Origin of the sequence: Rhodophyticola porphyridii (assembly GCF_003688285.1) — a bacterium.
Classification (GTDB): domain Bacteria; phylum Pseudomonadota; class Alphaproteobacteria; order Rhodobacterales; family Rhodobacteraceae; genus Rhodophyticola; species Rhodophyticola porphyridii.
Map to the genome: position 1 here is coordinate 92,405 of NZ_RCNT01000003.1, position 26,753 is coordinate 119,157.

Below are 26,753 nucleotides of genomic sequence, written 5' to 3' on the forward strand. Positions count from 1 at the left end.
TCTGCATCAGCCCTCTTGCATTGCTCCGCCAGCCCCGCTATCCCGCGCGCACGGTCGGAGTGTAGCTCAGCCTGGTAGAGCACTGTCTTCGGGAGGCAGGGGTCGGAGGTTCGAATCCTCTCACTCCGACCAATATATCAAAGCCCTTCACGCCTCCCCCGGAAATCAGCCGCAACGGATATTGGTCACTGTCCGGTTGGCCTTCAGGTACGGCGCATCGATCATTACGGTCGTCGTTTCACCGTGCTCGGCGACCAAAGCGGCCATCATTCGCGTGAAGATGTCCTGTTCATGGTCTTTCTCGAGCCAGATCGCTCATATCACCGCTCCGTGTTTGGAACCGCGAAGCAAGCAGCGCGACGGAAATCAATGAACCCTGACCCTGACGGTCAAACCGGACACCCGTTGGGAGCACGTCACCAGCCGATCAGATCGTACCGCACGTCATGTATGTCAGGCAGGCTGATATGGCGGGCATCGGGCGCATCGCCGGCTCGCGCGTGAATGGGCGGCCATCGTCGAAATACACCCGCAGCACCCCCGCTCCTTCCCCCCAGAGATAGCGTCGTGTCGCCTGCATCGGCGCGGCGTCGCCATAGCGCAGAAACCCGGTTTCGATCTGGGTCAGGCCGGTGCCGTCCGGCTGTCAGGCGACCTCTCCCTCCAGCCGGCCGGAAAGCCCCGCGCCGCCGGGTTTCTTCAGCTGCCGCTTGTCCAGCCCTCGACCGCTCGTGAATTCGCCTCCGCCGTCTGTGAAGGCTCGACTGATTTCGGCCAAGCCCGGCGCTAACCCTCTTTCTGGCAGGGCGGCGCAGGCCGGTCCTCGAAGCAATCAGATTGGAGATTATGAATGAGACTTACAGTTTCTTCCCGTCCGGGCGCGCTCGTGTTGAGCCTCGGGCTTGGCCTTCTGGCGCAAATCATGCCGAACTCGGTTCTGGCGGAGGAAGCCGAGTTCTTCCGCGACATCCGCCCCAACCACTGGGTCTGGAATGGGGCCGACCCGCTGACCACCAACGCGATACTGGAGCGTGTTCGCATTGCCGGTATCGGCGCTGAGCGCCCTGATCTTGCCAGCGCCGCCGGCGGCACCGTCTGGACAGAAGAATTCACCCTGGTCGGCGATGCGTTGCGCGCGCTCGCCGAAGAGCAGGAAGCGCTCGGCCTGACAGGTGCCGCGGCAGAGCTCTACATGCGCGCCTCGGCCAACTACACGCTCGCCAAGTACCCGCTTATCAACCCGGGCGTAGCGGAGGAACGCGCCTTCGCAGCAAGCCTTGAGACGCTGCACCGCGCCTACACGCTGCGCGGTTACACTGTGGAATATGTGAGCACTCCGTATAATGGCGGCGACGCGGATGGACATATCCTCTTCCCCGCCGGAGCGCCCCCCGTCGGTGGCTGGCCCTTGGTCGTCGCGTCGAACGGGATCGATGTGAACCAGGGTGAGTTTTTCACCTTCGCCCAGGATATTGCCGACCGGGGCATGGCCTTTTTGATGTATGACATCGCCGGCACTGGCACCAATGCCGAGTTCCCGCTTGCGCCAGATTACGAAACCTTGCCAGCCGCTTTGGCCGAAAGCCTTGCTGACAATCCGCGCATCGATGCCAGAAACATGGCCATACTGGGGGTAAGTTTCGGTGGTAATGGTGCCGTGAAGCTGGCTCATACGAGGCCCGATCTCTTTGCCGCCGCGGTCAATGTTTGCGGCCCGTTGCATTCGGCCTTCCAGGTTCCGGAGGAGAATTTCGAGGATATCGGCCTGATGTACCGGCTTGCCCTCTTCGACCGCACCGATCTGCCACAGGATGACGTCGCCGGGTTTCTGGCCCACATGCGCGGGTTCTCTCTCATTGATCAGGGGGTCATTATCCCTGGTGAGACGGTAACGGATGTGCCGATCCTGTCGGTGAACGCACGCAACGACTATGTCGCGCCCGAGTTCGATATGGAGCTTGCCAACGCCTCCACCTCAGACGGGATGATCATCTATTCTGGCTCCGACGACCATTGCCCGCAAGACCGCTTCACTGTCATGCCGCAAATCGCGGACTGGCTGGCCGAGCGTCTGGTCTCAACGCCGAGCTGACGCAGGGACCCGAACGGTCTGGCCGTGACCCAAACGAACGCCGGCCAAACCCTTTACCAAGAAACGCTGCGAAACCCCGGCACGGATCGCGGTTTCTGCGTGCAAAGACTCCAGCCCGAACGCACCGGCGCCAACCAAGGAATGAAGGACATGACCACAAAAGCTCGCCACACACTCATCGCCGCGACAAGCGCCGTCTTGCTGGTTTCCGCAGGCAGCGGCCTACAGGCGCAATCGCTCTCTGAGGGATGGGAAGGCTATATCGGCATTGGAGCGTCGAGCGCTCCGACGTTTTCCGGCTCCGACGAAACCAAAGCTGGGGTGGCCGTTGATGTCGACCTCACATGGAACCAAAGGGTTTTCCTCCGATCGGACGCAGGAGTTGGCTTCTATGCCCTAAATGGCGAGCGCTCGGGCAGCCCACTCACCCTTGGCTTCGGGATCGGATACGATTTCGACGAGCGGCTCGCAGTAGATGACGCGCGTCTGACGGGGCTCACGGATATCGAATCAGGCGCCACCTTCAATGCGTTTCTGGAATACGAGTTGGGGCTCGCTGATCTCGAAGTCCTTGCCTCCCGCGGCCTTGGCAGTTCGGGTCACGAGGGCACCACGGTCGAGTTCAGCATCGGGTTTGATCTCCCCGTTTCCGACCGCACAATCGTCTCTATCTCTCCGTTCGCGACCTGGGCCGACGACACCTATACCAGCGCATTCTATGGAGTCTCCGCCGCTGAGTCGCTGGCCTCTGGCTATGGCCCCTACACAGCCGGCGCGGGCTTAATGGAGGCAGGTCTGGAGGTGACCGCAGTTCACTTCCTGAATGACAGCTTTGGCCTGTTGGGACAGGTCGAATACAGCAACCTGCTTGGAGATGCACAGGACAGCCCCCTTACCTTCCAGGACGATGCGCTCGAGGTCGCGGTTGGTGTTCTCTACAGATTCTGACCCTTAGCTCAGATACGCTGAAAGAAGCTTCGAATGCTGTGGAGAATACTTGGCGGAATGATCGCACTGGCATCCATGATTTCGGTTCTTGCATATGGGTTCGTTCTGGGCGGGTGGTTCAAACCGAAATCGACTTTGGACGAGCATCTGGCCGAATTGCAGGACCACTGTCATGTCGAAATACCGGAGGGTAAAATGCCTTCAAATGGATTTCCGACAGCAGTGCTTGTTCCAGGGTGCCTCGGCAGCCGGGAACATCATCAAGAATGGGGCGAGGCAATTTGCGCCGCGGGCTGGGCGACGGTAACCGTAGACAGTTTCGCGCCCAGGAGGCTTCACGGTGATGTGAGATTGTCGCGCATCTGTCACGGAGGGCGCCCCTGGGGTTTTGTGCGCGCGGTCAACGTGATTGCGGCCGTCACCATTGCTTCCCAGCGTACCGAGCTCGATGCGGATCGGGTAACCCTTCTTGGCTGGGCACATGGTGGATGGAGCGTAATGGATGCGTTGAGCTCCGGCGATGTGTCACGCCCCACAAACCTGATCGAAACGCCGCCCGACTGGTCAGACGGTGTTTTGGCCAGCCTCCTGTTCTATCCCTATTGTGGGTTTGGATCGCGCACTGAACGGTTTGGGTGGGTCTGGGACATCCCGACCATGTTGTTCATGCGTTCAGATGATCGGACCGTCCTGCCGGGGGTCTGCGTCTCGGCTGCGGAACGTTTGCAGCGTGACACGGTGCGCACCGAGTTGAGCCTGTTTGGCGGTGTGACACATTGGTTCGACAATTCTGGTGATCTGGATAGCTCGGATCACGCCTTTGACCAGAAGTTGACTCGTCGAGTGCGATCAGAGGTCATCGAAAAGCTTGGGAATCTTGCGCAAGATCCCTGCGAGGCCGAAACAACGCCGATCATTCAATGCAAGGGCTAGAGTTTGGGAGGAAAGAGTGACGCGCGGCTTTTGGGACAAACTCGGAGGCGAGATTTGGCGATCGCCAGTGCTCTTCGCCGCCGTGTGGGTTCCAACCCTGACGATCTTGATTCTGACCTTTAACCCGGCAGTTACGGCCACGTTGTCATTCTGGTCTGGCCTCGCTTTTTGGGCCTTTCATGTCGTGCTGCTGCTGCCGCTGCTGATGTGGTTTCAGACCATCGTCGACGGTGGGCTCGTGTCGTTTCAACTCCCGCCACTCTTGCACTTCACCATCACAGCATTTTGCGTATCTGTAGTGTTTGCGCCGGTCTCGATCTTCCTCGATGTCGTGTTCGAACCGGTTGGAGATCTTGGGCCAAGCCCATCGGTCGTCTCTATCCTAACGGACGAGATCTGGTCGATCTTCTTGCCGACATTCTGCGTCTGGCTTCTGGTCAACAGCGCGCGGCTGCAAAACCTGTCGGTGCCATTGGCACTGCAAGAGAATCCCGAAAACACCGGCGGATCAGAAGCGCCGGAAGAAGCCTCCGAAGAGTCCCGCGACCATACAGAGACGTCGATCGAGCAAGCCTTTTGGGCCAAGATACCCCGTGAACTCGGGCGCGATGTCGTGTCGCTCACCTCAGAGCAGCACTACCTCCATGTCGCGACCACGCGCGGTCGGACGTTCATCCTTTTTCCGCTGAAACGCGCCATGTCTGCACTTTCCGGAAAAGAGGGGGTGCAAATCCACCGTTCGCATTGGGTGGCGCTGCCCCATGTTAAAGGGCTGGTTCGCGATGCCGAAACGGTCAGCGTTCTTCTGTCTACCGGCGAGAAGCGGCCAGTCAGCCGCAGAAATCAGACCGAGGTAAAGGAACTCCTGGACCGCAGAGATCAATGCTAGCGCAGACGGAAAAGAGCGATGCACGGCTGCACATGAAGAAATGCGCGGCGCCAGATCTATTCATCCTGACCTGCCGCAGGATTTTTCTGCCACAGTCGATTCGACTCTGCCCCAACTTAACAGGACTCGAGCCAAAGGATGAGATAGCGCTCCGGGGGCAGGTCAGCCTTTATCCGGCCAGGTTCGGAAACAGCCAGAATACCCGCATTCCTACACTCCGACTGCTCCGCAAGTCAGGCAGGGGCGTGCAGAGTGACGCGGGTGCCCATCGGGACGCGCGGGTAAAGGTCAATCACATGTTCATTGACCATCCGTACACACCCGGATGAGGCCGATGTACCGATGGACCACGGCTGCGGCGTGCCGTGAATGCGCAGATAGGTGTCACGGTTGCCGTCATAAAGGTAGAGCGCGCGCGCGCCGAGCGGGTTGTCCGGGCCGCCTTCGACGCCATCGGCGTATTGCGCATAGATTTCGGGTTCGCGCGCGATCATCGCGTCGGTCGGGCGCCAGTTGGGCCATTCCACCTTGCGGCGAATGGTGTAGGTTCCCGGGCTTTGCAGGCCCGAGCGACCGACGGCCACGCCATAGCGCAACGCAGTCTGCCCGTCTTCGCGGATCAGATAAAGATATCTCGCAACGGGATCCACGTGCAGATCTCCGGGGTTCAGCCCCGCACGGGCCTGCACCACGGTCGGCATGAAACGTTCATGCAATCCCCACGGATTCGGGCCTTGAGCAGGCCGGCGGACCACCGTGTCGTCGAAACCGACGTCGTCTTGCCCGAAAACGGGCGTCGCAGCCATCGCGGCTGCGGTCATGATGAAATGGCGGCGGGTAAGCATGGGTCGACCTCAATAAGCGACTGGATAGCGTCAATCACGGCATATTCACGATAATCGCGCGTCTGGGCAAGGCAGCGGCACGTCACATTTAAGTCAATGCCGCAGATGGAAAACCCCGGCACGCGGCCGGGGTTCCCAGTTCTTTGCAATAAATCCGCACGCTATTCCGCGGCATCTTCCTTGGCTTGTTCCTCGCCGGTTTCCTGATTGACCATCTTCATGGCCAGACGGACCTTGCCGCGATCGTCGAAACCCAGAAGCTTGACCCAGACCTCTTGGCCCTCTTTCAGAACGTCGGAGGGGTGGTTCAGGCGGCGGTTTTCGATCTGGCTGACATGAACCAGCCCGTCGCGCTTGCCGAAGAAATTCACGAAGGCGCCGAAATCGACGATCTTCACAACCTTGCCCTTGTAGACCTTGCCTTCCTCAGGCTCGGCCACGATCGAATGGATCATGTCATAAGCCTTCTGGATCGAGTCGGCATTGGCGGATGCAATCTTGATCACACCGTCATCGTTGATGTCGACCTTCGCACCGGAGGTTTCCACGATTTCACGGATCACCTTGCCACCCGATCCGATCACTTCGCGGATCTTGTCTGTCGGAACGGTCATCGTTTCGATGCGGGGGGCATGGGCGGAGAATTCCTGGCGTCCTTCGGTCAGTGCCTTGGCCATCTCACCCAGAATGTGCAGCCGACCTTCCTTTGCCTGAGCCAGTGCTTTTTCCATGATCTCGGGCGTGATACCCGCGACCTTGATGTCCATCTGCAGGCTTGTGATGCCGTTTTCCGTACCGGCCACCTTGAAGTCCATGTCGCCGAGATGGTCCTCATCTCCGAGAATATCAGTCAGAACCGCGTAGGAGCCGTCATCTTCAAGGATCAGGCCCATGGCGACGCCGGCAACCGGCGCTTTCAGCGGCACACCAGCATCCATCATCGACAGCGATCCGCCACAGACAGACGCCATGGACGAGGAGCCATTCGATTCCGTGATCTCCGAGACCACGCGGATCGTGTAGGGGAAGTCGGTGGGGGCGGGCAGAACCGCCTGCAGGGCGCGCCATGCGAGCTTCCCGTGACCGATCTCACGACGGCCCGGAGGCCCGACGCGACCGGCTTCACCGACCGAATAGGGCGGGAAGTTGTAATGCAGCAGGAAGTTCGACCTATAAGTGCCGTTCAGCGCGTCGATCATCTGCTCGTCGTCGCCGGTGCCAAGGGTGGTCACGACAAGGCCCTGGGTTTCCCCGCGGGTAAAGAGCGCCGAGCCATGGGTCCGTGGCAAGAGGCCAACCTCGGAAACGATCGGTCGCACGGTATCGAGCGCGCGCCCGTCGATGCGCTTGCCGGTCTTGACCACGTCACCGCGAAGGATGGACGCTTCGAGCTTTTTCAGCGCCGAACCAAGGTTCGGATCCTCAAGCTGCTCTTCGGTCAAGGCATCCCTGATTGCGGCCTTGGCTTCGGAAACGGCAGTGGTGCGCTCCTGTTTGTCCGTAATGGTGTAGGCGGCGCGGATCTTGTCCTCGCCTGCGGCTTTCACGGCGTCGTAGAGCTCGGAGTAATCCGGCGGCTGGAAGTCGAACGGCTCCTTTGCCGCGTCTTCCGCCAGCGAGATGATCAGGTCGATCACGGGCTGGATCTGCTCATGGGCGAAGTTCACCGCGCCGAGCATTTCCGCCTCGCTCAGCTCATAAGCTTCGGATTCCACCATCATCACCGCGTCCTTGGTGCCGGCCACGACAAGGTCCAGACGCTGATCGGGGTTCATGCGCAGCTGGTGCATGTCATCGACCGTCGGGTTCAGGATGTATTCGCCATCCTCGAAGCCCACACGGCAGGCCGCGATCGGGCCCATGAAGGGCGCCCCGGAAATGGTCAGCGCCGCGGAGGTGGCAATCATCGCGACCATGTCGGGGTCATTGACCAGATCGTGGCTGAGCACGGTGCACATCACCAGCACTTCATGCTTGAAGCCCGGAACGAAAAGCGGGCGGATCGGACGGTCGATCAGGCGGGCGGTCAGCGTCTCTTTTTCGGTCGGACGCGCCTCGCGCTTGAAAAAGCCGCCGGGCACCTTGCCCGCGGCATAGTATTTTTCCTGATAGTGAACGGTGAGCGGGAAGAAATCCTGCCCCGGTTTCGGTTCCTTGGCGAAGGTTACGTTGGCCATGACCGAGGTTTCACCAAGCGTGGCGATGACGGAGCCATCTGCCTGACGGGCGACCTTGCCCGTTTCCAAGGTGAGGGTCTCTTCCCCCCACTCCATCGATTTCGTCGTTACATTAAACATCTACGGTTCCTGTTTTGGCCCAGTGGCCATTGTATAGGGGGCGAATTCCCCCTGACCCCGGTATCTTCTTTGTCGGGCGCTGGGGTCCGGGCGCCGGATTTCAGATTCTGCGGCCATACAGGAGAACGCCCGCTTTGGGAAGGTGCGTCGCCAGATAGCCGGGGCAAGGACCCCACCGAAGGGCCTTCGCCTGGGATTCAAGCCGCGGATCGCCTGAGTTTACAAACCCTTCGGAGAAAAGAAAAACCCCGCGACCGTTCTGGTGCGGGGCATTCCGGTAAACGGTTGTGGGGGCAGGTCTAGCGGCGCAGCCCCAGACGTTCGATCAGCGACTGATAGCGGGCCTGATCCTTGGACTTGAGATAGTCGAGAAGCTTGCGACGCTGAGCGACCATCATCAACAGGCCACGGCGGGAATGGTTGTCCTTCTTGTGGGTCTTGAAGTGCTCCGTCAGCGTCGCGATCCGGGAGCTGAGGATGGCAACCTGCACTTCGGGCGATCCTGTATCGCCGTCCTTGGTGGCGTATTCGCCCATCACGCGGGCTTTTTCTTCTGCTGTAATCGACATCGGGGTCTCCTTGAAAGCTAGGGGAAAGGAATGGCGCAAGCCGGGATGTCGTCCAGCAAGGCCCGTGGAGATGTACCCACCCATTCGGATGGAAGCGCGCATATAGGCGGTTTTCCGGAGAAAGGAAAGTGCCAAGTCGAACCGAGGTAGGGCATCACGATCCCGGCGGATGGATTAACCAAACTGAAACAAACTCCGCGGATTATCGGCCAAGTTAACGCAACTGATCTTCAAATACGCTAGAGATTATCTTTGGGCCTTCAGGGTTTTGAAATGGTGTCCGGGGCAAGGTGGCAAATGCTGCTGTGGTGCTGCCGGTCGCTTCGTCGACACTGGCCTATGCGATGCGTCGCGCCCCCTGCATGGCATCGCCAGAACGGCGAACCTTCTCTCTTTCCTGTCCGCCTCGGTGATGGTTCCGCCCAAGGATAAAACGATGTTGTTTGCTACTGGTTTGATTGCCCTTCTTTGCTCAGGTGTGGCCGTTGGCGGCTTACTGGCGGATCAGCACGATGGCGATCAGGACAAACCTGCGCCAGACGGTGACCCCGGCACCCTGGAAGGCGATGCCGCGACCTCCGACGACGGAAATTTCATCAGCGAGCCGGATGGCCGTGCTTCGGGCGCCGACGCCACGGATGGGCATGATTCGATCTATGGCTCCCGGCTTGGTGATCTCCTTCGCGGCTTTGGCGGCAATGACGACATGTTCGGTCGCGACGGCGACGACACGCTGGAGGGCGGGGTCGGCGATGACGTGCTGGAGGGGGAAGACGGCGATGACAGCCTTTCCGGCGGGCAGGGTATGGACTGGCTCAATGGCGGAAAGGGCGACGACAGTCTGGACGGCGGCGAGGGCGACGACGACCTGATACTGACCACCGGGGACACAGCCACGGGCGGAGATGGGAGCGATCGTTTCTACACCGTCTTTGACGCCGACGAAGACCCAGATCAGCCGGCGCCGGAGATCGTCGATTTCCAACCCGGCGTGGACAGGCTGGTGCTGGAGTTCGACGCAACAGCGGACGACTTGCCGAATATCACCCTCGACACGGACAGCATTCCGGGCAGCACCGTGGTCGGATCGGCCGATGTGGTCATGGCGGTTCTGAACGGCACCACCGGGGTCAGCATGGATGACATCGCTCTGGTGGCACTCGGGACCGGGGGGGAGACCGCTGTGGATGACGAAAGCCATCTGCCGGGCGAGGAGGACCGCGTGACGCCGGATGCCGCGGCGGGCGGCGATCTGATGAATGGCGGAACCGGGAACGACATGCTGCGCGCGCGCGCAGATTTTTCCGACATCTTCGGGCGGGGCGGGCCCGATGCGCTGACCGGCGGACCGGGCGACGACAGGCTTGTCGGTCACTCTGGGAACAATGCGATTTTCGGAGATGACGGCGACGACAGCCTTGAGGGTGCCTCGGGGCATGACGAACTCTACGGTGATGAGGGCAACGATGCGCTGAGTGGCGGCGCGGGGCGCGATCTGCTGGCCGGCGGCGACGGGGACGACGATGCCGCAGGCGGCGCGGATGACGACATGCTCTTCGGCGGCGACGGGGACGATGCGCTGCAGGGCGACGACGGAGACGACTACCTGCAGGGCGGCTTTGGCGCCGACATGCTGGAGGGAGGCGCGGGCAACGACCGGCTCGATGGCACTTTTTCCAGCGAAGGCAACATGTTCGGCCCTTTCGACGAAGATGAGGGCGATGTGATCGACGGCGGCGAAGGGGATGACATCATCATGGCCGGGACCGACGACCTAATCTTTGTGGGCGCGGGTGCCGACACGGTCACGACCGGCGCCTATATCGACCCGGATGGGGACGCTCCGTTGATATCGGATTTCGACCCGGCCGAAGATGTAATCGAGGTGATGTACGACCAGGCTGTGACGCCGGATCCCGTCATTACGGTCGTCGATTTTCCAGATGGCAGCGGCGCCGATATACTGCTGAATGGCGAAGTTGTTCTGAAGGCCAATGGGGCCCAGGGGCTTGATCCCGGCACAATTTCCTTGCGTCAGATCGACTTGGCACAGGGCTCGCAAGGGGTCTGAACACCACAGAATCAGCAACCCGAAAATAGCCCGGTTGCCGCTGCTTCCGTGACGCCGGATCGGTGAAGGACGGCGCCAATCCTGGACAGTTTTTTACCGCGTGCAATATTGGCGACAATAAGGAAACGATAGGGCCGGATTATGGTGCCATCCGCCCGATTTTTGACGTTTTCGATATTAACACTTTGTTAATCCCTGATAGGTTCTCCCGGCCCGACTTGCGTCGATTCCAATCTGCATGCCGCAGGTTCGGGCCAGTCTTGGAGCGCAAAGCGACCATCGCGATTTGCAGATGCGTCTGCATCATCCCCGGCTGTGTCTGTAGTAACAAGGAAGGGATTATCATGTTGGGTGCCGGCGGATTTCTGTCACTCTTGTTGGTCGGGTTTCTGGTCAGCGAGGTCTTTTCAGGTGATGATGACAACGACAATGAAACCTCCGACCAGAACAACGGGAGAGGCCCCGATCTGAACGCGCCGGAGACCGGCGGCGATGTCACCGGCTCCGACCTTTCCGAGCGCATCTTCGGTTCGGACGGGTCCGACAAGATCGAGGCTGGCGGCGGCAGCGACACCGTCTTCGCCGGAGACGGCGATGACGGCATTCTGGGCGAAGCCGGCAATGACAGCCTGAGTGGCGGGCTTGGCAACGACACGATCGATGGTGGGCTCGGTAATGACAGTCTTGGCGGAAGTCTGGGCGCCGATGTGATGTTTGGCCGCCAGGGTGCCGACGAAATGCGCGGTGGGTTCGGCGAAGACACACTTCTGGGCGGCACCGGCGATGACACGATGAACGGCAATGGTGGGGATGATACCCTTCTCGGCGATGGTGGGGCGGACCTGATGAACGGCGACGCGGGCGATGACAGCCTGCTTGGCGGGTTCGGCGACGATACACTGAATGGGGGCGAAGGCGACGACACCCTGAGAGGGGGGGCCGCGAATGACCGGCTCGACGGCGGCGAGGGGGCCGACAGTCTTTTCGGCAACGATGGCGATGACCTTCTGGTACTTGGCAATGGCGATGTGGCCGCGGGCGGGTCTGGTGCCGATGATTTCTTTGCCGATGGAACGGTGATCGCAGGCAGTGGCGAGCCGGTTCCGGTAATCCGCGATTTCGAACCGGGCACGGACCGTCTGGCACTAAGGTTTACCGGCGCAAACACCAACCCGGACATCACCTTCGATGAAGCGACGGACCCCGGCGATACCCGTGTTCTGGCCGACGGCGTTCAGATCCTGCACCTCTCCGGTGTTACGGGGCTGAGCCTGTCCGATGTGATCATGGCGCCCGGCGGTCCGGGCACCACACCCGGAACCGGCCCGGATATCAGCGCGCCCGGCAATGGCGGTGAGATTGCCGGAACCGACTTTGCGGAACGTATCTTCGGCACCAACGCCGCCGACAAGATCTCAGCCGCCGATGGCGATGACACGGTATTCGGCAGCGATGGCGACGATGGCATTCTTGGCGAGGCCGGCGATGACAGCCTGAATGGCGGGCTCGGCAACGATACCGTTGACGGCGGGCTTGGCAATGACACGCTTGGTGGCAGCCTGGGCGACGACGTGATGTTCGGCCGTCAGGGCGCGGATGAAATGCGCGGCGGGTTCGGTCAGGATACGCTTCTGGGCGGGACCGGCAATGATATGATCGATGGAAATAATGGCGACGATACATTGCTGGGTGAGGGCGGTGCCGACAGCTTGGACGGTGGTGCCGGCGATGACAGCCTGTTTGGCGGGTTCGGCAACGACATCCTGATCGGCGGCGAGGGCGATGACACTCTGAGAGGTGGTGCCGCAAATGACACGCTGATTGGGGACGAGGGTTCGGACATGCTGAGAGGCAACGATGGCGATGACCGGATCGAGATGACCGAGGGCGATGAAGCCACCGGCGGCGCAGGTGCCGACACATTCGTATCGGGTGACTATATCGAGACATCTGTGGATGCGCCCGTTGTCACCGATTTCAACCCGACCGAAGACAGCATCGAACTGGAATACAATGGTGCTTTGTCGCCCAATCCCGAGGTGACGGTTGTGGACTTCGCCGACGGTACTGGGGCCAATATACTGTTGGATGGCGAGATTGTGCTGAGGGCGGTCGGCGCTCAAGGTCTGAATCCGGCTCAGATCACCCTTACATCTATGACGCAGAACGCCTGACGCAGTTTACGTGGGAGCCCTTCGGGACGGCGTTGCGCTGTTCCGAAGGGGTTAGGCCCGGAAATGGGGCAGGATGGCGTCCAGCACGGCATCCGGCACTTCCTCCATCGCGAAATGGCCGCAGCCGGTGATTTCCTGCCCGCTCACCGTCACGGCCCAGTTCTGCCAGATCCCGAGCGGATCACCGGTCCGGGCGGGAAAACCGCCGCGCGCCCAGACAAAGCAAAGCGGTGCTGTGATCTTGCGGCCCGCGGCGCGGTCGGCCTCGTCCAGAGCGCGGTCAAATGTGGCCCCGGCGCGGTAATCGTTGCACATTGCGGCGACGCGGGCCGGGTCCGCTGCTTGCCGGCGATAGCTGGCCAGCGCATCCGCGGTGAAGGGCGACAGGTCGCCCGCATGGGTCCAGCTTGCCAATGTCCAGTCCATATAGGCCGGGCCATCGGCGTTGATCATCCGTTCGGGCAACGGGGAAGGTTGGGCAAGAAAGGTCCAGTGATAGCCTTTCATCGCCAGGTCCGCGCCCCATTGGGCCCAGAAATCGCCGGTAGGGACAATCTCGATGATCCCGAGCCTGTCCACGCGATCCGGGTGATCGAGCGCAAGCCGATAGCTGACGCGCGCGCCCCGGTCATGGCCGAGGACATGCGCGCGGGGCAGATCGAGCGCATCCATCAGGCCGACGATATCCAGCGCCATTTCGCGTTTGGAATAGACACGATTTTCGTCATCATTTGGGGGAATATCGCTTTCGCCATAACCGCGCAGATCGGGGATAATGACGTGGAACTCCTCGGCCAGCGCCGGGGCGATCTTGCTCCAGCTCATGTGGTTTTGCGGGTATCCGTGAAGCAGGATCAGCGGCGCGCCCTGGCCCGAATGGTGGACCGAAAGGCGGGTGCTATTGGTGGCGATCATTGATCGGGTGAAGCCGGGAATGTCTGACATGCGCGCCCTCCTGATTTGATCTTAGCCTGCCGCTGCAACAGATCACGGTCAATCGCTAAGCCATGGCACGGGCTGCACCGAGTAGGCAATGTAAAGCGGGTGTTTCGGGTGGCCATCCTTCGACAGGCCCAGATGATGCAGTGGCGTACCGGTGGCGCGCAGCATCGCCTCGACCTCGGGGCCGCGATTCAGATATGCGCCATGGGTGCCCCATGCCGCAATCGTCTGATCCGCCCAGGGGACGCTTTCAAGGATTGCCGCATCATTGGCAGAACCGATCGGATCGGCCGCGGCGCGCATATGGCGCGGATCGGTGTCGCGCCATGCGAAGATGTTCAATACGCGAAATGCCCCGAAACCAAGGGTGCGGGCCCGACGTTCGCAGCGCTCGACAGTGGGGTCGTTCTGTACTTCGGTCGCGGTGGAGGGGTTCAGCATGATGAATAACGCGCGCCTCCCGGCAGGATCCCAGACACGGGTGAGCGAATAGCGATACCTCTCACAATCGGAATAGACGGCGACGGACTTTGCATCATCCTTCTGGTAGCTGCGCGTGATCACAGGTTGAAAACCCGGCTTGGGTGCAACATGCCGCTGCGATAGATCCCCACGGCGACCGGTGTGCCGTTATGCGCGGCCCAGCATTCCTCGCCATAATCCGCCGCCGTGGCAACCTCCCCGGGATTGCCGTTTCTCAGCTTGGCCGCTCCCAAATCGGTGCATGTGAGGCGCGGCAACTCCGACAGGCCGGTTTCAACCGGCAGCAGAAGCGCATCAATCTCTGGGGTGCGGGCAAGCGCCTCGATCTGCTCGAAACGTACCGCATCCTCCACATCGAACGGACCCGACCAGATGCGGCGCAGCGCGCGCACATGTGCGTGGCAGCCTAGAGCGTCGCCCAGATCCCGGGCAATCGCGCGGACATACCCCCCCTTGCCGCAGACCAGTTCCAGTTCGGCGTGATCCGGCTCGGGACGGTTCAGCAGGCTCAGGCTTTCGACGAAAAGGGGTCGGGCAGCGAGTTCCAGCTCTTCGCCGTCGCGGGCAAGCTTATAGGCGCGCTGCCCGTCGATCTTGACGGCGGAATACTGCGGCGGAACCTGTTCGATATCGCCTTCGAATGCGGGCAGTGCGGCAATCAGATCCTCGTTGGACGGGCGCAGATCACTCGTGGCGATCACCTCGCCTTCAGCATCGTCGGTATTGGTGGCCTGTCCGAAGCGGATCGTGAATCTGTAGGCTTTCAATGCATCGGTGACATAAGGCACTGTCTTTGTCGCCTCCCCGAGAGCCACGGCCAGCACACCGGTCGCATCGGGGTCGAGCGTGCCCGCATGGCCGGCTTTCTTGGCCTCGAACGCCCATTTCACCTTGTTCGCGACAGTGGTGGAGGTCAGCCCGGCGGGTTTGTCGACCACCAGCCAGCCGGAGATATCCCGTCCCTTGCGCGTGCGCCCCATGAGTGTTCCCGTCCTCCCGGTGAAGGCCGGTCTGCTACCTGCCCGGCGCGGCGTCGTCAACAACCGTGCCCAGAATCGGCCCGATGGGAAAGCCCAGATCGCTGCGACCGACCCCAGGGGCATAGAGACGCGAGACACGGCCATCCAGGAAGAGCGCGTTCGGCACCCCGAGACCATCGCGGAACAGGCGCGCGAAATGGTGGAAATTCACCTGATCGTCGGAAATGGCCATGAAGATACGCGTGCCGGTCTCGTCGACCCCCACACCGTTGCGGATATTCAGGCTGTCGCTGTCTTCGATGAAGCGCGGATGCAGCGCGCCGTCGATAACCAGCATCGGCCCGGATTGGGTCGCATAGCGGCAGTCAGGCGGGTCCGCGGCATAGGCGCGGCTTTCGATCACCTGCGCGCCGTCGTCCTCAAGGCAGAACACGCCATTCGGCAACAGGCCGAAGTTTCCCGGCCCGTCCGACGTGATGACGCGCATCTGTTCGACGCCGTCCTCGATGTAGAGGCCCACGGGCGCGCGGTCGTCATGGAACATGCCGGCATTCATGGCAACGCCAAGCCGCTGCCCCTCCGGCAGGCTTTGGTCGACCCTCGTGAAAGAGCCGTAGACCTGTCCCTCTGCGTCGCGCAGAAACAGCCTGATGTCATCCGTTTCGGTATTTATCTCGCAGACCGTGAAGCGCGCGCCGTCGTACGTCACGGCGTTGCAGGCGGCCTCTGCAGGTGCGGCCAGAAGACCCGCGACAATGGCAAGGATGGCCGGGTGGATCATTCCGGATCACGCTCCAGATCCCGGCGCACCTTCTCCTGCGCGAAAAGGCGGCGGCTTTCATCCATCCGGTCAAAGGTCTCGTCGATCACGAAGCGCAGATCGGGGGTGTATTTCAGAGACATTTCGCGGCTGATCGCGCGGCGCAGCTCCGATCGGTTGCGCTTTAGCGCCTCGATCGCCTCCTCCCGCTGACCACCGCCAAGCGGCATGACATAGACTGTGGCGATCTTCAGATCGGGCGAGGCGCGCACCTCCCCCACGGTGATCGACATCGCGTTCAGCTCAGGGTCATGCACGTCGCCCTGGTTCAGCACATCGGCCAGGGTGCGGCGGATCAGCTCTCCCACACGCAGCTGGCGTTGCGACGGGCCGGGACCGTCATGGAACTTGTTCTTTGCCATTGGCTCAATCCTCTGACCCCAGCACTTATGGAATCACCGGGCGCGGTGCAAGCAAGCGCTTTGCGAACCGGGTGGCCTTCGGTTACATCCAAGCCAAAGCCCGGAGGGACGACTATGAGCGAAACTGTTGGCATCGCCGTGATGGGCGGCTCCGGCCGGATGGGCCGAATGCTCATCGAAACCATTCAGGCCAGCGACAAGGCACATCTTGTTGGCGTGACCGCGCGGACAGGCCACGCCTGGATCGGCCAGGATCTTGGGGAGGCGATGGGGGGCACCCGCAATGGAGTGCCGGTTTTCGAGGACCCGCTGGAGGTGATCGCCAAGGCGCAGGCGGTGATCGATTTCACCTCGCCGCAGGCCACCGTCGACCATGCGCTTCTGACGGCGCAGGCGCGTTGCGTCCACGTGATCGGAACGACCGGTCTCTCCGCCGCGGATCTGGAGAAGATTGCCGCCGCAGCCCACCATGCGACGATCGTCCGCGCCGGGAACATGAGCCTTGGCGTGAACCTGCTGGTCCAGTTGACCCGGCAGGTGGCCGCCGCACTGGACGAGGATTTCGATATCGAAGTGATCGAGGCGCATCACAATCAGAAGGTCGATGCGCCCTCGGGCACGGCGCTGATGCTGGGCGAAGCGGCGGCCGAGGGGCGCGGTGTCGCGCTGGATGATGTGGCGGACCGGGGCCGGGACGGCATCATCGGCGCGCGCGAAACCGGGCGGATCGGCTTTTCGGCTATCCGCGGCGGCGACATCGTGGGGGAGCATGATGTGCTTTTCGCGGGCCCGGGAGAACGGGTCGTACTCCGCCATATGGCCACGGACCGGCGAATTTTCGCGCGCGGTGCGCTGAAAGCGGCCCTATGGGGTCAGGGCAAGGGGCCGGGCGAGTTCTCGATGGCGAGCGTTCTGGGATTGCGGTGATCCAGAACCACCCCTGATCCGTATTGCGCTTGTGCAAAGGGAAACAGGGAGATCCGCGATGCTGCGCAGCATATCACTGGCGGTGGCACTAAGTATGACGGCGCCAGCCATGGCCGAAGAGTTCAGCATCGTGGACAGCCGCGAGAGTTTCGTGAGCCTGGTCGAGGGCCGTGAGTTGACCCGCTTCGGCATTCGCCTGAACGTCGCCCCGAGTGGAGAGATTGTGGGGCGCGCCTTCGGCTCCCCGGTGACCGGTCAGTGGGACTGGGATGGCCGGTATTTCTGCCGCGATCTGTTTTACGGGGACGAGGATCTTGGTCCCAACTGCCAGTTGGTTCAGGTGAACGGCAACACCTTGCGGTTCACCTCGGATCGCGGTGCCGGGATTTATGCGGACCTGCGCCTGCGATAGACGCATCCGCATGATGATCAGAAAACAGGATGCGGTGCGGGAGACCCGTTGCCGAACCAGTCTTCCCGGTCTCGCGCAAAACACATTACGCCCCGGGCTTGCTCCGGCATACATCGTGGATTGGGTAGGGGTGAAAGACGCCCGAGAGATCCGTGTCAGGGGCGGCAACAGTCCCGAAGAAGATCATCGGGCGCAATGCGGCGCTGTCTGCTTGCCTCAGAAATCTATTGCCAGGCCCTTTTTTTCCCAGTCGCCATAGCGCACCGGCTCTGGCCCGTCACGCCCGCCCAACTCCGTCGGCAGGACGGACTCACCGCGCGCCTTGCGGCGGGCTTCCGCTTCGGCCAAGGCCCGTTCCGCCGCTGGCGGCAGGGCTGGCCGGTCCTCTTCTGTCGTGGCGTCGGACATTCCGGGCGCTCCTTGTGTGGCTCCCTTCTGTGATATACGTCCGCAGATCGGCGGAGCAAGAGGATTAGAGGCATGTCGCTCGAAGGGTTGGACGCCCGCCGCGCAGCGCTGGACGCACTTTACGAAGTGCTCTGGGAAAAGCGGCTCCTGTCCCATGTGAACACGGGCGCACTCCCGCCGGCGGATGCGGCGCGCGCCAAGCGGCTGACCGCCGAGGTGCTGCGCCATCTGGGGCGGCTCGACGCGGTGCTGCGCCCCTATCTGGCGAGACGGCCCAACATGGCGGTGCAGAACATCCTGCGCCTCGGGGCCTATGAGCTTCTGGTGGATGGCAGTGGCGCCCATGGCATCGTGAACAGCGCCGTGGCGCTGGCGAAACGGCATCCCCGCACCGCGCGCGCCTCCGGCCTCGTCAATGCGGTTCTGCGCAAGGTGGCCGAGGACGGCCCCGCAGTCTGGGAAAAGACCCCGCCCCATCCGCTTCCCGTCTGGCTTCGCAAGCCGATCGGCAAGGCTTTCGGTCATGACGTGCTGCTGGCGATCGAGGCCGCCCATCAGGCCGGCGCGCCGATCGATCTGACACCCAAGACCGACGGCGTGACCGTGCCGGGCACGGAAACGCTTCCAACAGGAAGCCTGCGTCTGAAACATGGGCAAGTTTCCGCGCTGCCCGGATATGCCGAAGGCGCTTGGTGGGTTCAGGATGCCGCGGCCGCCCTGCCGGCGCGATTGCTGGGCGATGTCGCGTCCGCCTCGGTGCTGGATCTGTGTGCGGCACCAGGGGGCAAAACCCTGCAGCTGGCCGCGCGCGGCGCGGCGGTCACCGCGCTGGACATCTCAGAAGACCGGATGGCGCGGCTCCGCGAAAACCTGGCGCGAACCGGGCTGAACGCGCAGATCGTGATCGCCGACATACTGGACTGGAGCGGCGGGCCGTTCGACGCGGTGCTGCTCGATGCACCCTGTTCAGCGACAGGTACGATCCGGCGCCACCCCGACCTGCCATTTGTAAAATCCGCCGAGGAGGTCGAAACCCTGACCCGGCTGCAGATGCAGATGCTGGACCGGGCGAAAGATTTTCTGAAGCCCGGCGGGAGGCTGGTCTACTGCACATGTTCGCTATTGCCGAACGAAGGCGAAAACCAGGTGAAAGCCGCACTCAAGCGACATAACGATCTTGAGATCATACCTGTCGATCCCGTCTCTCTGGGGGGCGAACCCGGATGGTGCAGCCCCGAGGGCGGGCTCCGGCTGCGGCCGGATTTCTGGGCCGGTTGCGGCGGAATGGACGGGTTTTACATGGCGCTGCTGCAAAGGCGGTGACACTGTCCCCGCGCGCGGGTATCCTGCGCACAAAACAGGCAGAGCAGCTCATCGCCATCATGTCAGACCCCTTGTCCCCTGCCCCCGTTGCCCTGCGGGCGCGCCCCGGACGCAAGACGCGATTGCAGAACCGGCTGGCCGCGTGGCGGGCCGGACTGGGACAATCAGCGCGCGGCTTCGTTTCGCAACCCGAACCGCGCACCATAGGCAGCGACGCGCGCGGGCGGCAGTTGATGGCCGGCAACCTGATGTTTGCGGGCATCTTCGTCGAAGCGCCGGACACCAGCCCCTGGGCCCTGGATCCTCCAAGTGACGCGTTCGAAGACGAGTTGCACGGGTTCGAATGGCTGGATCATCTGGCCGCGGTCGCAGATGGCAGCGGCCGGCCGATCGCGCAAGATTGGCTCGCCGACTGGCTGAAGCAATATGGACATGGGGCCGGCCCCGGCTGGACACCCGATCTGACCGGGCGGCGGCAGATCCGCTGGATCAATCACGCGCTGTTCCTGATGAACGCACAGGACCGTCTGGTCGGGCGGCTGTTCTACGAAACCCTCGGCCGGCAGACGGAATTTCTGGCCCGGCGATGGCGGGCCAGTTCGCACGGGCTGCCCCGTTTCGAGACACTGACCGGGTTGATCTACTCCGCCTGCTCCCTGACCGGGATGGAACGGCACCTGACCCCGGCCTTGCGCGCACTGGCGCAGGAATGCGCGCGCGAGATCGACGCAAGCGGCGGCATCGTCACCCGCAACCCCGAGGAATTGCTGGAGGTGTTCACGCTGCTGACCTGGGTTTCGGCAATTCTCGGGGAAACCGGCAGGCGCCCCGATCCGGCCGTGAACACCGCGATCATGCGGATCGCACCAACACTGCGCAGCCTTCGCCATTCCGATGGCAGCCTGGCGCGGTTTCACGGCGGCGGCCGGGGCGCGCCCGGTCGGCTGGATCACGCGCTGGCACAATCCGGTGTGCGGCCCGGGCTCACCAGCGGGCTTGCCATGGGATATGCAAGGCTTTCGGGCGGGCGTGTGTCGGTGCTGGTCGACGCGGCCCCGCCAATGATGGGCGCCCGCGCCTTCAACGCCCATGCGGGCACATTGGCCTTTGAGCTGTCCTCGGGCCGCCGCCCCGTGGTGGTCAACTGCGGCTCCGGCGCCAGCTTCGGCGCAGACTGGCGGCGCGCCGGGCGGGCAACCCCGTCTCATTCGACATTGTCGATCGAGGGGTATTCCTCATCCCGGCTTGGCCCCCGCGCCTCCGATCACGGTGTGGTCAGGCAAAGCCTGATCGACGGGCCGGAAACGGTGGAGGTGCAGCAGTCGCAAAGCGGCGGCGCACGGTCCATTGCGCTCAGCCATGACGGCTATCGAAAGACCCATGGCCTGTTGCATCTGCGCAGCCTGTCGCTGGAGGAGGACGGGCGGCTCTTGCGCGGAGAGGACGGGCTTGCGGCGATGACAGAGACGGATCGCGATGTGCTGGACCGGGTGATGGCCCGGTTGAGCCCCGACGGTCTTGGCTATTCGGTCCGGTTTCATCTGCACCCCGATGTGGAGGCGAAACTGGATATGGGCGGCAACGCGATTTCGCTGGCGGTGAAAGGCGGCGAAACATGGGTTTTCCGCCATGGCGGCGAGGGGCAGATGCGGATCGATCAGTCCGTTTATCTTGAAACAGGGCGGCTCAAGCCACGCGCGACAAAACAGATCGTTCTCTCCGCCCGGCTAAACGATTATGGCAGCGCGGTAAGCTGGAGTCTGGCCAAACCCACCGATGCACCGCGTCGGCACCGGGATTACGAGCAGGACGATCTCTGGCACTGACACAGATGGAGCGACCATGACCGAGCTTGTCCCGCTGCGCCGCGCGCTGATCTCCGTATCCGACAAGACGGGGCTGGAGGACCTGGGGCGTGCCCTGGCCGAACGCGGAGTGGAGTTGCTCTCCACCGGCGGCACGGCGGAGGCGCTGCGCAAGGCAGGTCTGAAGGTCACGGATGTGGCCGAGGTAACGGGCTTTCCGGAGATGATGGACGGGCGCGTGAAAACGCTGCACCCGAATGTCCATGGCGGATTGCTCGCCCTGCGCAGCAATCCCGACCATCAGGCCGCACTGGAAACCCACGGGATCGGGGCGATCGATCTTCTGGTCGTGAACCTCTATCCGTTCGAAGAAACCGTCGCCAAGGGCGCGGATTACGCGGAATGCGTGGAAAACATCGACATCGGCGGCCCGGCGATGATCCGCGCCGCCGCCAAGAACCACGCATTCGTCACTGTGGTCGTCGATACGCAGGATTACGGCGCGCTTCTGGCGGAACTCAGCACCCATGACGGGGCGACAGCACTGGGTTTTCGGCAATTGATGGCACGGACGGCCTATGCCCGAACCGCGGCCTACGATGCCGCGGTGTCGGGCTGGATGGCCGCGGCTCATCAGGATCAGACCCCCTATCGCCGGGCGTTCGCGGGCGTTCTGGCACAGCCTTTGCGCTATGGCGAAAACCCCCATCAGCAGGCGGCGTTTTACGTCGACGGCTCCGCCCGGCCCGGTGTGGCGACCGCCGAACAGCATCAGGGCAAGGCGCTCAGCTACAACAACATCAACGACACCGATGCCGCATTCGAACTGGTCGCCGAGTTCGACCCGGCGGACGGCCCGGCCTGCGCGATCATCAAGCATGCCAATCCATGCGGTGTGGCCCGTGGCGCGACCCTTGCGGAGGCCTATGGGCGGGCGTTCGACTGCGACCGGACCAGCGCCTTTGGCGGGATCATCGCGCTAAATCAGCCGCTGGATGCAGCCACCGCCGAAGCGATCACCGGTATCTTCACCGAGGTCGTGATTGCGCCGGGCGCCGACCCGGCGGCGCGCGCGATCTTTGCGGCAAAGAAGAACCTGCGTCTTCTGACGACCGGCGGATTGCCGGACCCGCGCGCCACATCGCTCAGCTTCCGGCAGGTTTCGGGCGGGTTTCTTGTGCAGGACAAGGACAATGGCCATATCGGGCCGGAAGATCTGCGTGTCGTGACCCGCCGCGCGCCCGAGCCCGGGGAACTGGCCGATCTGCTGTTTGCCTGGAAGGTGGCCAAGCACGTGAAATCGAACGCGATTGTCTATGTGAAGGATCAGGCGACAGTCGGCGTGGGCGCGGGCCAGATGAGCCGCGTGGACAGCAGTCGCATCGCCGCGCGCAAGGCCGCTGATATGGCCGAGGTTCTGGGGCTGGCCGAAAGCCCCGCGATCGGGGCGGTGCTTGCCTCCGACGCCTTCTTTCCGTTCGCGGACGGACTTATGGCCGCGGCGGAGGCCGGCGCGCGGGCGGTGATCCAGCCGGGTGGGTCGATGCGGGATGACGAGGTGATTGCCGCAGCCGACAAGGCCGGGCTTGCCATGGTCTTCACCGGCATGCGCCACTTCCGGCACTGATTAAAGGGAGCCCCTATCAGAATGCGCCTTGTTTTCCTGTCCGCCCTGTTCTGGTTCGCCGCCGATCAGCTCAGCAAATGGGCCGTCGTACACTGGATGCGGCTGGCAGAGATCGGGCATATCGCCGTCTGGCCGCCGTTTCTGAATTTTCACATGGGCTGGAACACGGGCATCAATTTCGGCCTGTTTTCAGGCAGCCCGGATGCAATGCGGTGGATCCTGATCGCCTTGGCCGTATCCATATCGGCCTGGATACTATGGTGGGCCAAGACCGGGCTGACCCGTCCGGTGGCGCTTCTTTCGGCGGGTGCGATCGTCGGCGGCGCCCTCGGAAATGTCCTCGATCGTGTGATCTATGGCGCCGTGGCGGATTTTCTGAACGTGTCGTGCTGTGGCATCGTGAACCCATTTGCCTTCAACCTTGCCGATATAGGGATATTTCTGGGCGCGTTTGGCTTGCTCATCTTCGCGGATGCGAAGAAGATCACTACGTGACGCCGGACGTTTGATCGGTTACACCCGGCCCGAAGGAGACGATGATGATGCGGTGGCGCGGTCTGATAGCGACGGGATTGGTGCTGGTCATGGTTGCGGGATGCAGCCGAAGCGACCCGCGTCTGCTGAACATCACGGCGGACGGGGACGGACCGGACGAGTTTTCGATCCTGCCGACGCGACCCCTTGAAATGCCGCCCAGCTTCGCTGAACTGCCGCCGCCGACCCCCGGCGGGCCCAACCGCGTCGACCCCGACCCGGAAGCCGACGCCATCGCAGCCCTTGGCGGCAATATCGACCGCGCCAGCCGCGACAATGGCGGGCTGGTCGGTTATGCCGGTCGGTTTGGTATCGGCGCCGGCATCCGCGAGACACTGGCAAGCGAGGATCTGGAATACCGGCGCGACAATGATGGCCGGCTGCTGGAGCGGGTCTTCAACGTGAATGTCTATCATCGCGCCTATGGCCCGCTGTCGCTGGATCAATATGCCGAACTGGAACGGATGCGCCGCGCCGGCATCCGCACGCCTGCCGCCCCACCCGAACCGGCCGAGTGATTCCCCATCACAGCCCCGTCAGGACGGTTGATGCGTCTGCTTCGGCGCTTATGTTGCCGTGAACGCCTATGTTTCCCGCCCTGTCGGAGGTCTTGATGATATTGCGCCGCCTGTTGACGATTGCCCTGACCCTGACGCTTCCCTCCTCACTCTGGGCCGCCGGCGAGGTGACGCAGTTCACGCTTGAAAACGGGATGGAAGCCGTGGTGATCGAGGATCATCGCAGCCCCGCCGTGGTGCATATGGTCTGGTACCGCACCGGTGCCGCGGATGAGCCGCCCGGCGTCTCCGGCATCGCGCATTTTCTGGAACATCTGATGTTCAAATCCACCGACGATCTGGAAAACGGCGAGTTCAGCCGGATCGTGGAGGCCAATGGCGGCACCGACAACGCCTTCACCTCCTGGGATTACACCGCCTATCACCAACGGGTGGCTGCCGACCGGCTTGGTCTGATGATGCAGATGGAAGCCGACCGGATGCGGGATCTCGTGATCACCGAGGCCGATGTGGTGACCGAACGCAGCGTCGTGCTGGAGGAGCGCGCGCAGCGGACCGACAGCAGCCCGGGCGCCCTTTTCAACGAGCAATTACGCGCGGCCCTCTACCTCAACCATCCCTACCGTATCCCGATCATCGGCTGGCGGCACGAGATGCTGTCACTGGATCGGGAGGATGCCTTGGAGTTCTACGAACGGTTCTATGCCCCCAACAACGCCATTCTGATCGTGGCCGGCGATGTGAAGCCGGACGAGGTGCGCGCCCTTGCCCAAGAGCATTACGGTCCGCTTGAACCCTCGCCCGATCTGCCCCAGCGACTGCGCCCGTCCGAGCCCGATCATATCGCCGACCGCACCGTGCGCTATGCAGACGAACGTGTCGCCAACCCCTATGTGAGCCGCGCCTATCTGGCCCCGGAGCGCGACAGCGGCGCACAGGAAGAGGCCGCCGCGCTGGCTCTTCTGGCGCAGGTTCTGGGCGGGAGCGGTACGACATCCGTGCTTAGCCGAACCTTGCAGATCGAAGAGGAACGCTCTCTTTTCACGACCGCCTATTATCAGGGGACGAGCCTCGACGACACCAGCTTCACCATTCTCAACGTGCCGGTCTCGGGCGTCAGCCTGGGGGAGGCGGAGGCCGATCTTGACCGTGTCATCGCCACATTCCTCGAAACCGGCATCGACGAGGAGCAGTTCGAGCGGATCAAGTTTCAGTACGCGGCGTCCGAGATCTACGCACAGGACAATGTGCAAGGGCTGGCCCGACAGTATGGTGTCGCCCTGACAAGCGGGCTGACGGTGGAAGACGTCCAGGCCTGGCCCGATGTCATCGCGGCCACGACGGTGGAGGATGTGATGGAGGCGGCCGAACTGATTTTCGGCGGCAACACCCGATCCGTCACCGGATATCTGGATCGGCCTGCACCGCCAGAGGCCGAGATCGCGACAGAGGAGGCGACCCAATGATCCGCCCCGTGTTCACCGCGATCACCGCGCTGATTTTCGCGCTGCCTGCCTGGGCCGTCGACATCGAAGAGGTCGTCTCTCCGGGGGGCGGTATCTCGGCTTGGCTGGTGGAGGATCATTCGATCCCCTTCGTCGCGCTGGATATCCGGTTTCAGGGCGGCACCTCGCTGGATGAGCCCGGCAAGCGTGGCGCGACCTTCCTGATGACCGGTCTGCTGGAGGAAGGCGCGGGCGATCTCGACTCGCAGGGTTTTGCCGCCGCGACCGAGGCGTTGGCCGCCGAGTTCGATTTCAGCGCCTATCGCGACAGTCTGGTCATCAATGCGCAGATGCTGACGCAGAACCGGGACCACGCCGCCGACCTGCTGCGTCAGGCGATCGTGACACCGAGTTTCGACGAAGCGGCGCTGGAACGGGTGCGCGGCCAGGTTCTGTCGATCATCGACTCCGACGCGCAGGATCCTGCAACCATCGCCGCCACACAGTTCAACGCGCTGGCATTCGGCAATCACCCGTATGCAAGCGCGCAGGAGGGCACCACCGCCTCTGTCAGCGCCCTTACGCGCGACGATATGATAGCCGCCCATCGCGCGGCATTCGCCCGCGATCGGGTTTTCGTCGGCGCCGCGGGCGATATAACCGCCGAGGAACTCGGGCTGCTTCTGGATACGTTGCTGGGCGATCTGCCGGCCGAAGGTGCCCCCCTGCCCGGCCCGGCCCCCTATCTGCTGGACGGGGGCACGACGGTTGTCGATTTTCCAACCCCGCAATCGGTTGCCTATTTCGGCCATCGCGGGATCGAACGGCAGGATCCTGATTTCTTCCCCGCCTTCGTGCTGAACCAGATCATCGGCGGCGGCAACTTCCGCTCCCGCCTGATGCAGGAGGTCCGGGTTGAACGGGGGCTGACCTACGGCATCTATACCTATCTGGCCCTGTCGGATCATCAGCCGATGATGCTGGGGCAGTTTTCCTCGTCCAACGATCTGGTTGCGGAGGCCGTGGCCGTCACCCGTGCGGAATGGACCGATATCGCCACGAACGGCGTGACCGAGGAAGAGTTGGACGCCGCCAAGCTGTTCATGACCGGCGCCTATCCGCTCCGCTTTGACGGCAACAACACGATCGCCGGGATTCTGGCCGGCATGCAACAGGACGGAATGCCGGTGGACTATATCGCAACCCGCAATGCGCAGGTCGACGCGGTGACGATGGACGATATCCGGCGCGTCGCAGCGCGGGTCTTGCAGCCCGAGAACCTGCATTTCGTCGTGGTCGGGCAGCCCGAAGGGCTGGAACCCGGCAATTGAGCGGAAGCGTTTCCGAAT

General features: G+C 62.6%; 25 protein-coding genes and 1 tRNA gene. 16 read left to right on the forward strand and 10 right to left on the reverse strand.

The window, feature by feature from the left end; all coding sequences use genetic code 11:
* Nucleotides 1-55: 55 nt before the first annotated feature.
* Nucleotides 56-132, forward strand: a tRNA-Pro gene (locus D9R08_RS07295).
* A 295-nt stretch (nucleotides 133-427) separates the two neighbouring features.
* Here the strand turns inward: D9R08_RS07295 and D9R08_RS19615 are convergent.
* Complete coding sequence (locus tag D9R08_RS19615) at nucleotides 428-628, reverse strand: DUF6314 family protein (RefSeq protein WP_407690604.1); 201 nt, start codon at nucleotides 626-628, stop codon at nucleotides 428-430.
* Between the two features lie 222 nt (nucleotides 629-850).
* On the opposite strand from D9R08_RS19615, the gene D9R08_RS07305 reads away from it, so the two are divergent.
* The 4 genes from D9R08_RS07305 to D9R08_RS07320 are packed head-to-tail and all read left to right on the forward strand — an operon-like array spanning nucleotide 851 to nucleotide 4,862.
* Nucleotides 851-2,092 carry an alpha/beta hydrolase gene (locus tag D9R08_RS07305; protein WP_121897385.1) on the forward strand — a complete coding sequence of 414 codons (1,242 nt, stop codon included), beginning with the start codon at nucleotides 851-853 and terminating at the stop codon, nucleotides 2,090-2,092.
* Nucleotides 2,093-2,116: 24 nt separating this feature from the next.
* Nucleotides 2,117-3,040: a MipA/OmpV family protein gene (locus D9R08_RS07310; RefSeq protein ID WP_121897386.1), complete on the forward strand. Its 924-nt coding sequence runs from the start codon at nucleotides 2,117-2,119 to the stop codon at nucleotides 3,038-3,040.
* Between the two features lie 57 nt (nucleotides 3,041-3,097).
* Nucleotides 3,098-3,973, forward strand: coding sequence for a dienelactone hydrolase family protein (locus D9R08_RS07315; protein ID WP_121897387.1), 876 nt, complete (start codon nucleotides 3,098-3,100; stop codon nucleotides 3,971-3,973).
* 16 nt (nucleotides 3,974-3,989) lie between these two features.
* The gene (locus D9R08_RS07320) at nucleotides 3,990-4,862 is read left to right on the forward strand and encodes a LytTR family DNA-binding domain-containing protein (protein WP_147450636.1); all 873 of its coding nucleotides are present in this window, start codon (nucleotides 3,990-3,992) and stop codon (nucleotides 4,860-4,862) included.
* Between the two features lie 233 nt (nucleotides 4,863-5,095).
* Here the strand turns inward: D9R08_RS07320 and D9R08_RS07325 are convergent, their stop codons facing one another.
* From D9R08_RS07325 to rpsO, 3 genes are all read right to left on the reverse strand, one after another.
* The gene (locus tag D9R08_RS07325; RefSeq protein WP_121897389.1) at nucleotides 5,096-5,707 is read right to left on the reverse strand and encodes a L,D-transpeptidase; all 612 of its coding nucleotides are present in this window, start codon (nucleotides 5,705-5,707) and stop codon (nucleotides 5,096-5,098) included.
* Nucleotides 5,708-5,868: 161 nt separating this feature from the next.
* Nucleotides 5,869-8,004 carry a polyribonucleotide nucleotidyltransferase gene (gene pnp / locus D9R08_RS07330; RefSeq protein WP_121897390.1) on the reverse strand — a complete coding sequence of 712 codons (2,136 nt, stop codon included), beginning with the start codon at nucleotides 8,002-8,004 and terminating at the stop codon, nucleotides 5,869-5,871.
* A 299-nt stretch (nucleotides 8,005-8,303) separates the two neighbouring features.
* The gene (rpsO, locus tag D9R08_RS07335) at nucleotides 8,304-8,573 is read right to left on the reverse strand and encodes a 30S ribosomal protein S15 (RefSeq protein WP_121897391.1); all 270 of its coding nucleotides are present in this window, start codon (nucleotides 8,571-8,573) and stop codon (nucleotides 8,304-8,306) included.
* A 436-nt stretch (nucleotides 8,574-9,009) separates the two neighbouring features.
* On the opposite strand from rpsO, the gene D9R08_RS07340 reads away from it, so the two are divergent.
* Both D9R08_RS07340 and D9R08_RS07345 read left to right on the forward strand, forming a co-directional pair.
* The gene (locus D9R08_RS07340) at nucleotides 9,010-10,644 is read left to right on the forward strand and encodes a calcium-binding protein (RefSeq protein WP_158598950.1); all 1,635 of its coding nucleotides are present in this window, start codon (nucleotides 9,010-9,012) and stop codon (nucleotides 10,642-10,644) included.
* 344 nt (nucleotides 10,645-10,988) lie between these two features.
* The gene (locus D9R08_RS07345; RefSeq protein ID WP_121897393.1) at nucleotides 10,989-12,818 is read left to right on the forward strand and encodes a calcium-binding protein; all 1,830 of its coding nucleotides are present in this window, start codon (nucleotides 10,989-10,991) and stop codon (nucleotides 12,816-12,818) included.
* 51 nt (nucleotides 12,819-12,869) lie between these two features.
* On the opposite strand, the gene D9R08_RS07350 is transcribed toward D9R08_RS07345, so the two are convergent.
* The 5 genes from D9R08_RS07350 to rbfA are packed head-to-tail and all read right to left on the reverse strand — an operon-like array spanning nucleotide 12,870 to nucleotide 16,405.
* Complete coding sequence (locus D9R08_RS07350; RefSeq protein WP_121897394.1) at nucleotides 12,870-13,763, reverse strand: alpha/beta fold hydrolase; 894 nt, start codon at nucleotides 13,761-13,763, stop codon at nucleotides 12,870-12,872.
* 48 nt (nucleotides 13,764-13,811) lie between these two features.
* Entirely contained in the window at nucleotides 13,812-14,324 is a 513-nt protein-coding gene (locus D9R08_RS07355) for a DUF1643 domain-containing protein (RefSeq protein ID WP_121897395.1), read from the reverse strand.
* Nucleotides 14,321-15,223: a tRNA pseudouridine(55) synthase TruB gene (gene truB / locus D9R08_RS07360; RefSeq protein WP_121897396.1), complete on the reverse strand. Its 903-nt coding sequence runs from the start codon at nucleotides 15,221-15,223 to the stop codon at nucleotides 14,321-14,323. The genes D9R08_RS07355 and truB overlap by 4 nt, the downstream gene beginning before the upstream one ends.
* Before the next feature lie 34 nt (nucleotides 15,224-15,257).
* Nucleotides 15,258-16,004: a phosphodiester glycosidase family protein gene (locus tag D9R08_RS07365; RefSeq protein WP_121897397.1), complete on the reverse strand. Its 747-nt coding sequence runs from the start codon at nucleotides 16,002-16,004 to the stop codon at nucleotides 15,258-15,260.
* Nucleotides 16,001-16,405 (reverse strand): 30S ribosome-binding factor RbfA, encoded by a 405-nt coding sequence (gene rbfA / locus D9R08_RS07370; RefSeq protein WP_121897398.1) that lies wholly within the window; start codon nucleotides 16,403-16,405, stop codon nucleotides 16,001-16,003. Before rbfA ends, D9R08_RS07365 begins: the two co-directional genes overlap by 4 nt.
* Before the next feature lie 114 nt (nucleotides 16,406-16,519).
* On the opposite strand from rbfA, the gene dapB reads away from it, so the two are divergent.
* Together dapB and D9R08_RS07380 are read left to right on the forward strand one after the other, a co-directional pair.
* Nucleotides 16,520-17,332 carry a 4-hydroxy-tetrahydrodipicolinate reductase gene (gene dapB, locus D9R08_RS07375; RefSeq protein WP_121897399.1) on the forward strand — a complete coding sequence of 271 codons (813 nt, stop codon included), beginning with the start codon at nucleotides 16,520-16,522 and terminating at the stop codon, nucleotides 17,330-17,332.
* 58 nt (nucleotides 17,333-17,390) lie between these two features.
* Nucleotides 17,391-17,744 carry a dihydrodipicolinate reductase gene (locus D9R08_RS07380; RefSeq protein WP_121897400.1) on the forward strand — a complete coding sequence of 118 codons (354 nt, stop codon included), beginning with the start codon at nucleotides 17,391-17,393 and terminating at the stop codon, nucleotides 17,742-17,744.
* Between the two features lie 216 nt (nucleotides 17,745-17,960).
* Here the strand turns inward: D9R08_RS07380 and D9R08_RS07385 are convergent, their stop codons facing one another.
* Nucleotides 17,961-18,152 carry a DUF1674 domain-containing protein gene (locus tag D9R08_RS07385; RefSeq protein ID WP_121897401.1) on the reverse strand — a complete coding sequence of 64 codons (192 nt, stop codon included), beginning with the start codon at nucleotides 18,150-18,152 and terminating at the stop codon, nucleotides 17,961-17,963.
* 72 nt (nucleotides 18,153-18,224) lie between these two features.
* On the opposite strand from D9R08_RS07385, the gene D9R08_RS07390 reads away from it, so the two are divergent.
* The 7 genes from D9R08_RS07390 to D9R08_RS07420 all read left to right on the forward strand — a co-directional run bounded on the left by D9R08_RS07390 (nucleotide 18,225) and on the right by D9R08_RS07420 (nucleotide 26,735).
* Complete coding sequence (locus D9R08_RS07390; protein ID WP_121897402.1) at nucleotides 18,225-19,475, forward strand: RsmB/NOP family class I SAM-dependent RNA methyltransferase; 1,251 nt, start codon at nucleotides 18,225-18,227, stop codon at nucleotides 19,473-19,475.
* A 59-nt stretch (nucleotides 19,476-19,534) separates the two neighbouring features.
* On the forward strand, nucleotides 19,535-21,301 hold the full coding sequence (locus tag D9R08_RS07395) for a heparinase II/III family protein (protein WP_121897668.1): 1,767 nt from the start codon (nucleotides 19,535-19,537) through the stop codon (nucleotides 21,299-21,301).
* A gap of 16 nt (nucleotides 21,302-21,317) precedes the next feature.
* Nucleotides 21,318-22,907 carry a bifunctional phosphoribosylaminoimidazolecarboxamide formyltransferase/IMP cyclohydrolase gene (gene purH, locus D9R08_RS07400; RefSeq protein WP_121897403.1) on the forward strand — a complete coding sequence of 530 codons (1,590 nt, stop codon included), beginning with the start codon at nucleotides 21,318-21,320 and terminating at the stop codon, nucleotides 22,905-22,907.
* 21 nt (nucleotides 22,908-22,928) lie between these two features.
* Entirely contained in the window at nucleotides 22,929-23,402 is a 474-nt protein-coding gene (lspA, locus tag D9R08_RS07405; RefSeq protein WP_121897404.1) for a signal peptidase II, read from the forward strand.
* Between the two features lie 44 nt (nucleotides 23,403-23,446).
* A complete protein-coding gene (locus D9R08_RS07410) occupies nucleotides 23,447-23,959 on the forward strand; it encodes a DUF3035 domain-containing protein (RefSeq protein WP_121897669.1) in 513 nt (170 codons plus the stop codon).
* 95 nt (nucleotides 23,960-24,054) lie between these two features.
* Nucleotides 24,055-25,425, forward strand: a complete 1,371-nt coding sequence (locus tag D9R08_RS07415) for a M16 family metallopeptidase (RefSeq protein ID WP_121897670.1) — start codon at nucleotides 24,055-24,057, stop codon at nucleotides 25,423-25,425.
* A complete protein-coding gene (locus tag D9R08_RS07420; protein WP_121897405.1) occupies nucleotides 25,422-26,735 on the forward strand; it encodes a M16 family metallopeptidase in 1,314 nt (437 codons plus the stop codon). Before D9R08_RS07415 ends, D9R08_RS07420 begins: the two co-directional genes overlap by 4 nt.
* Nucleotides 26,736-26,753 lie beyond the last annotated feature (18 nt).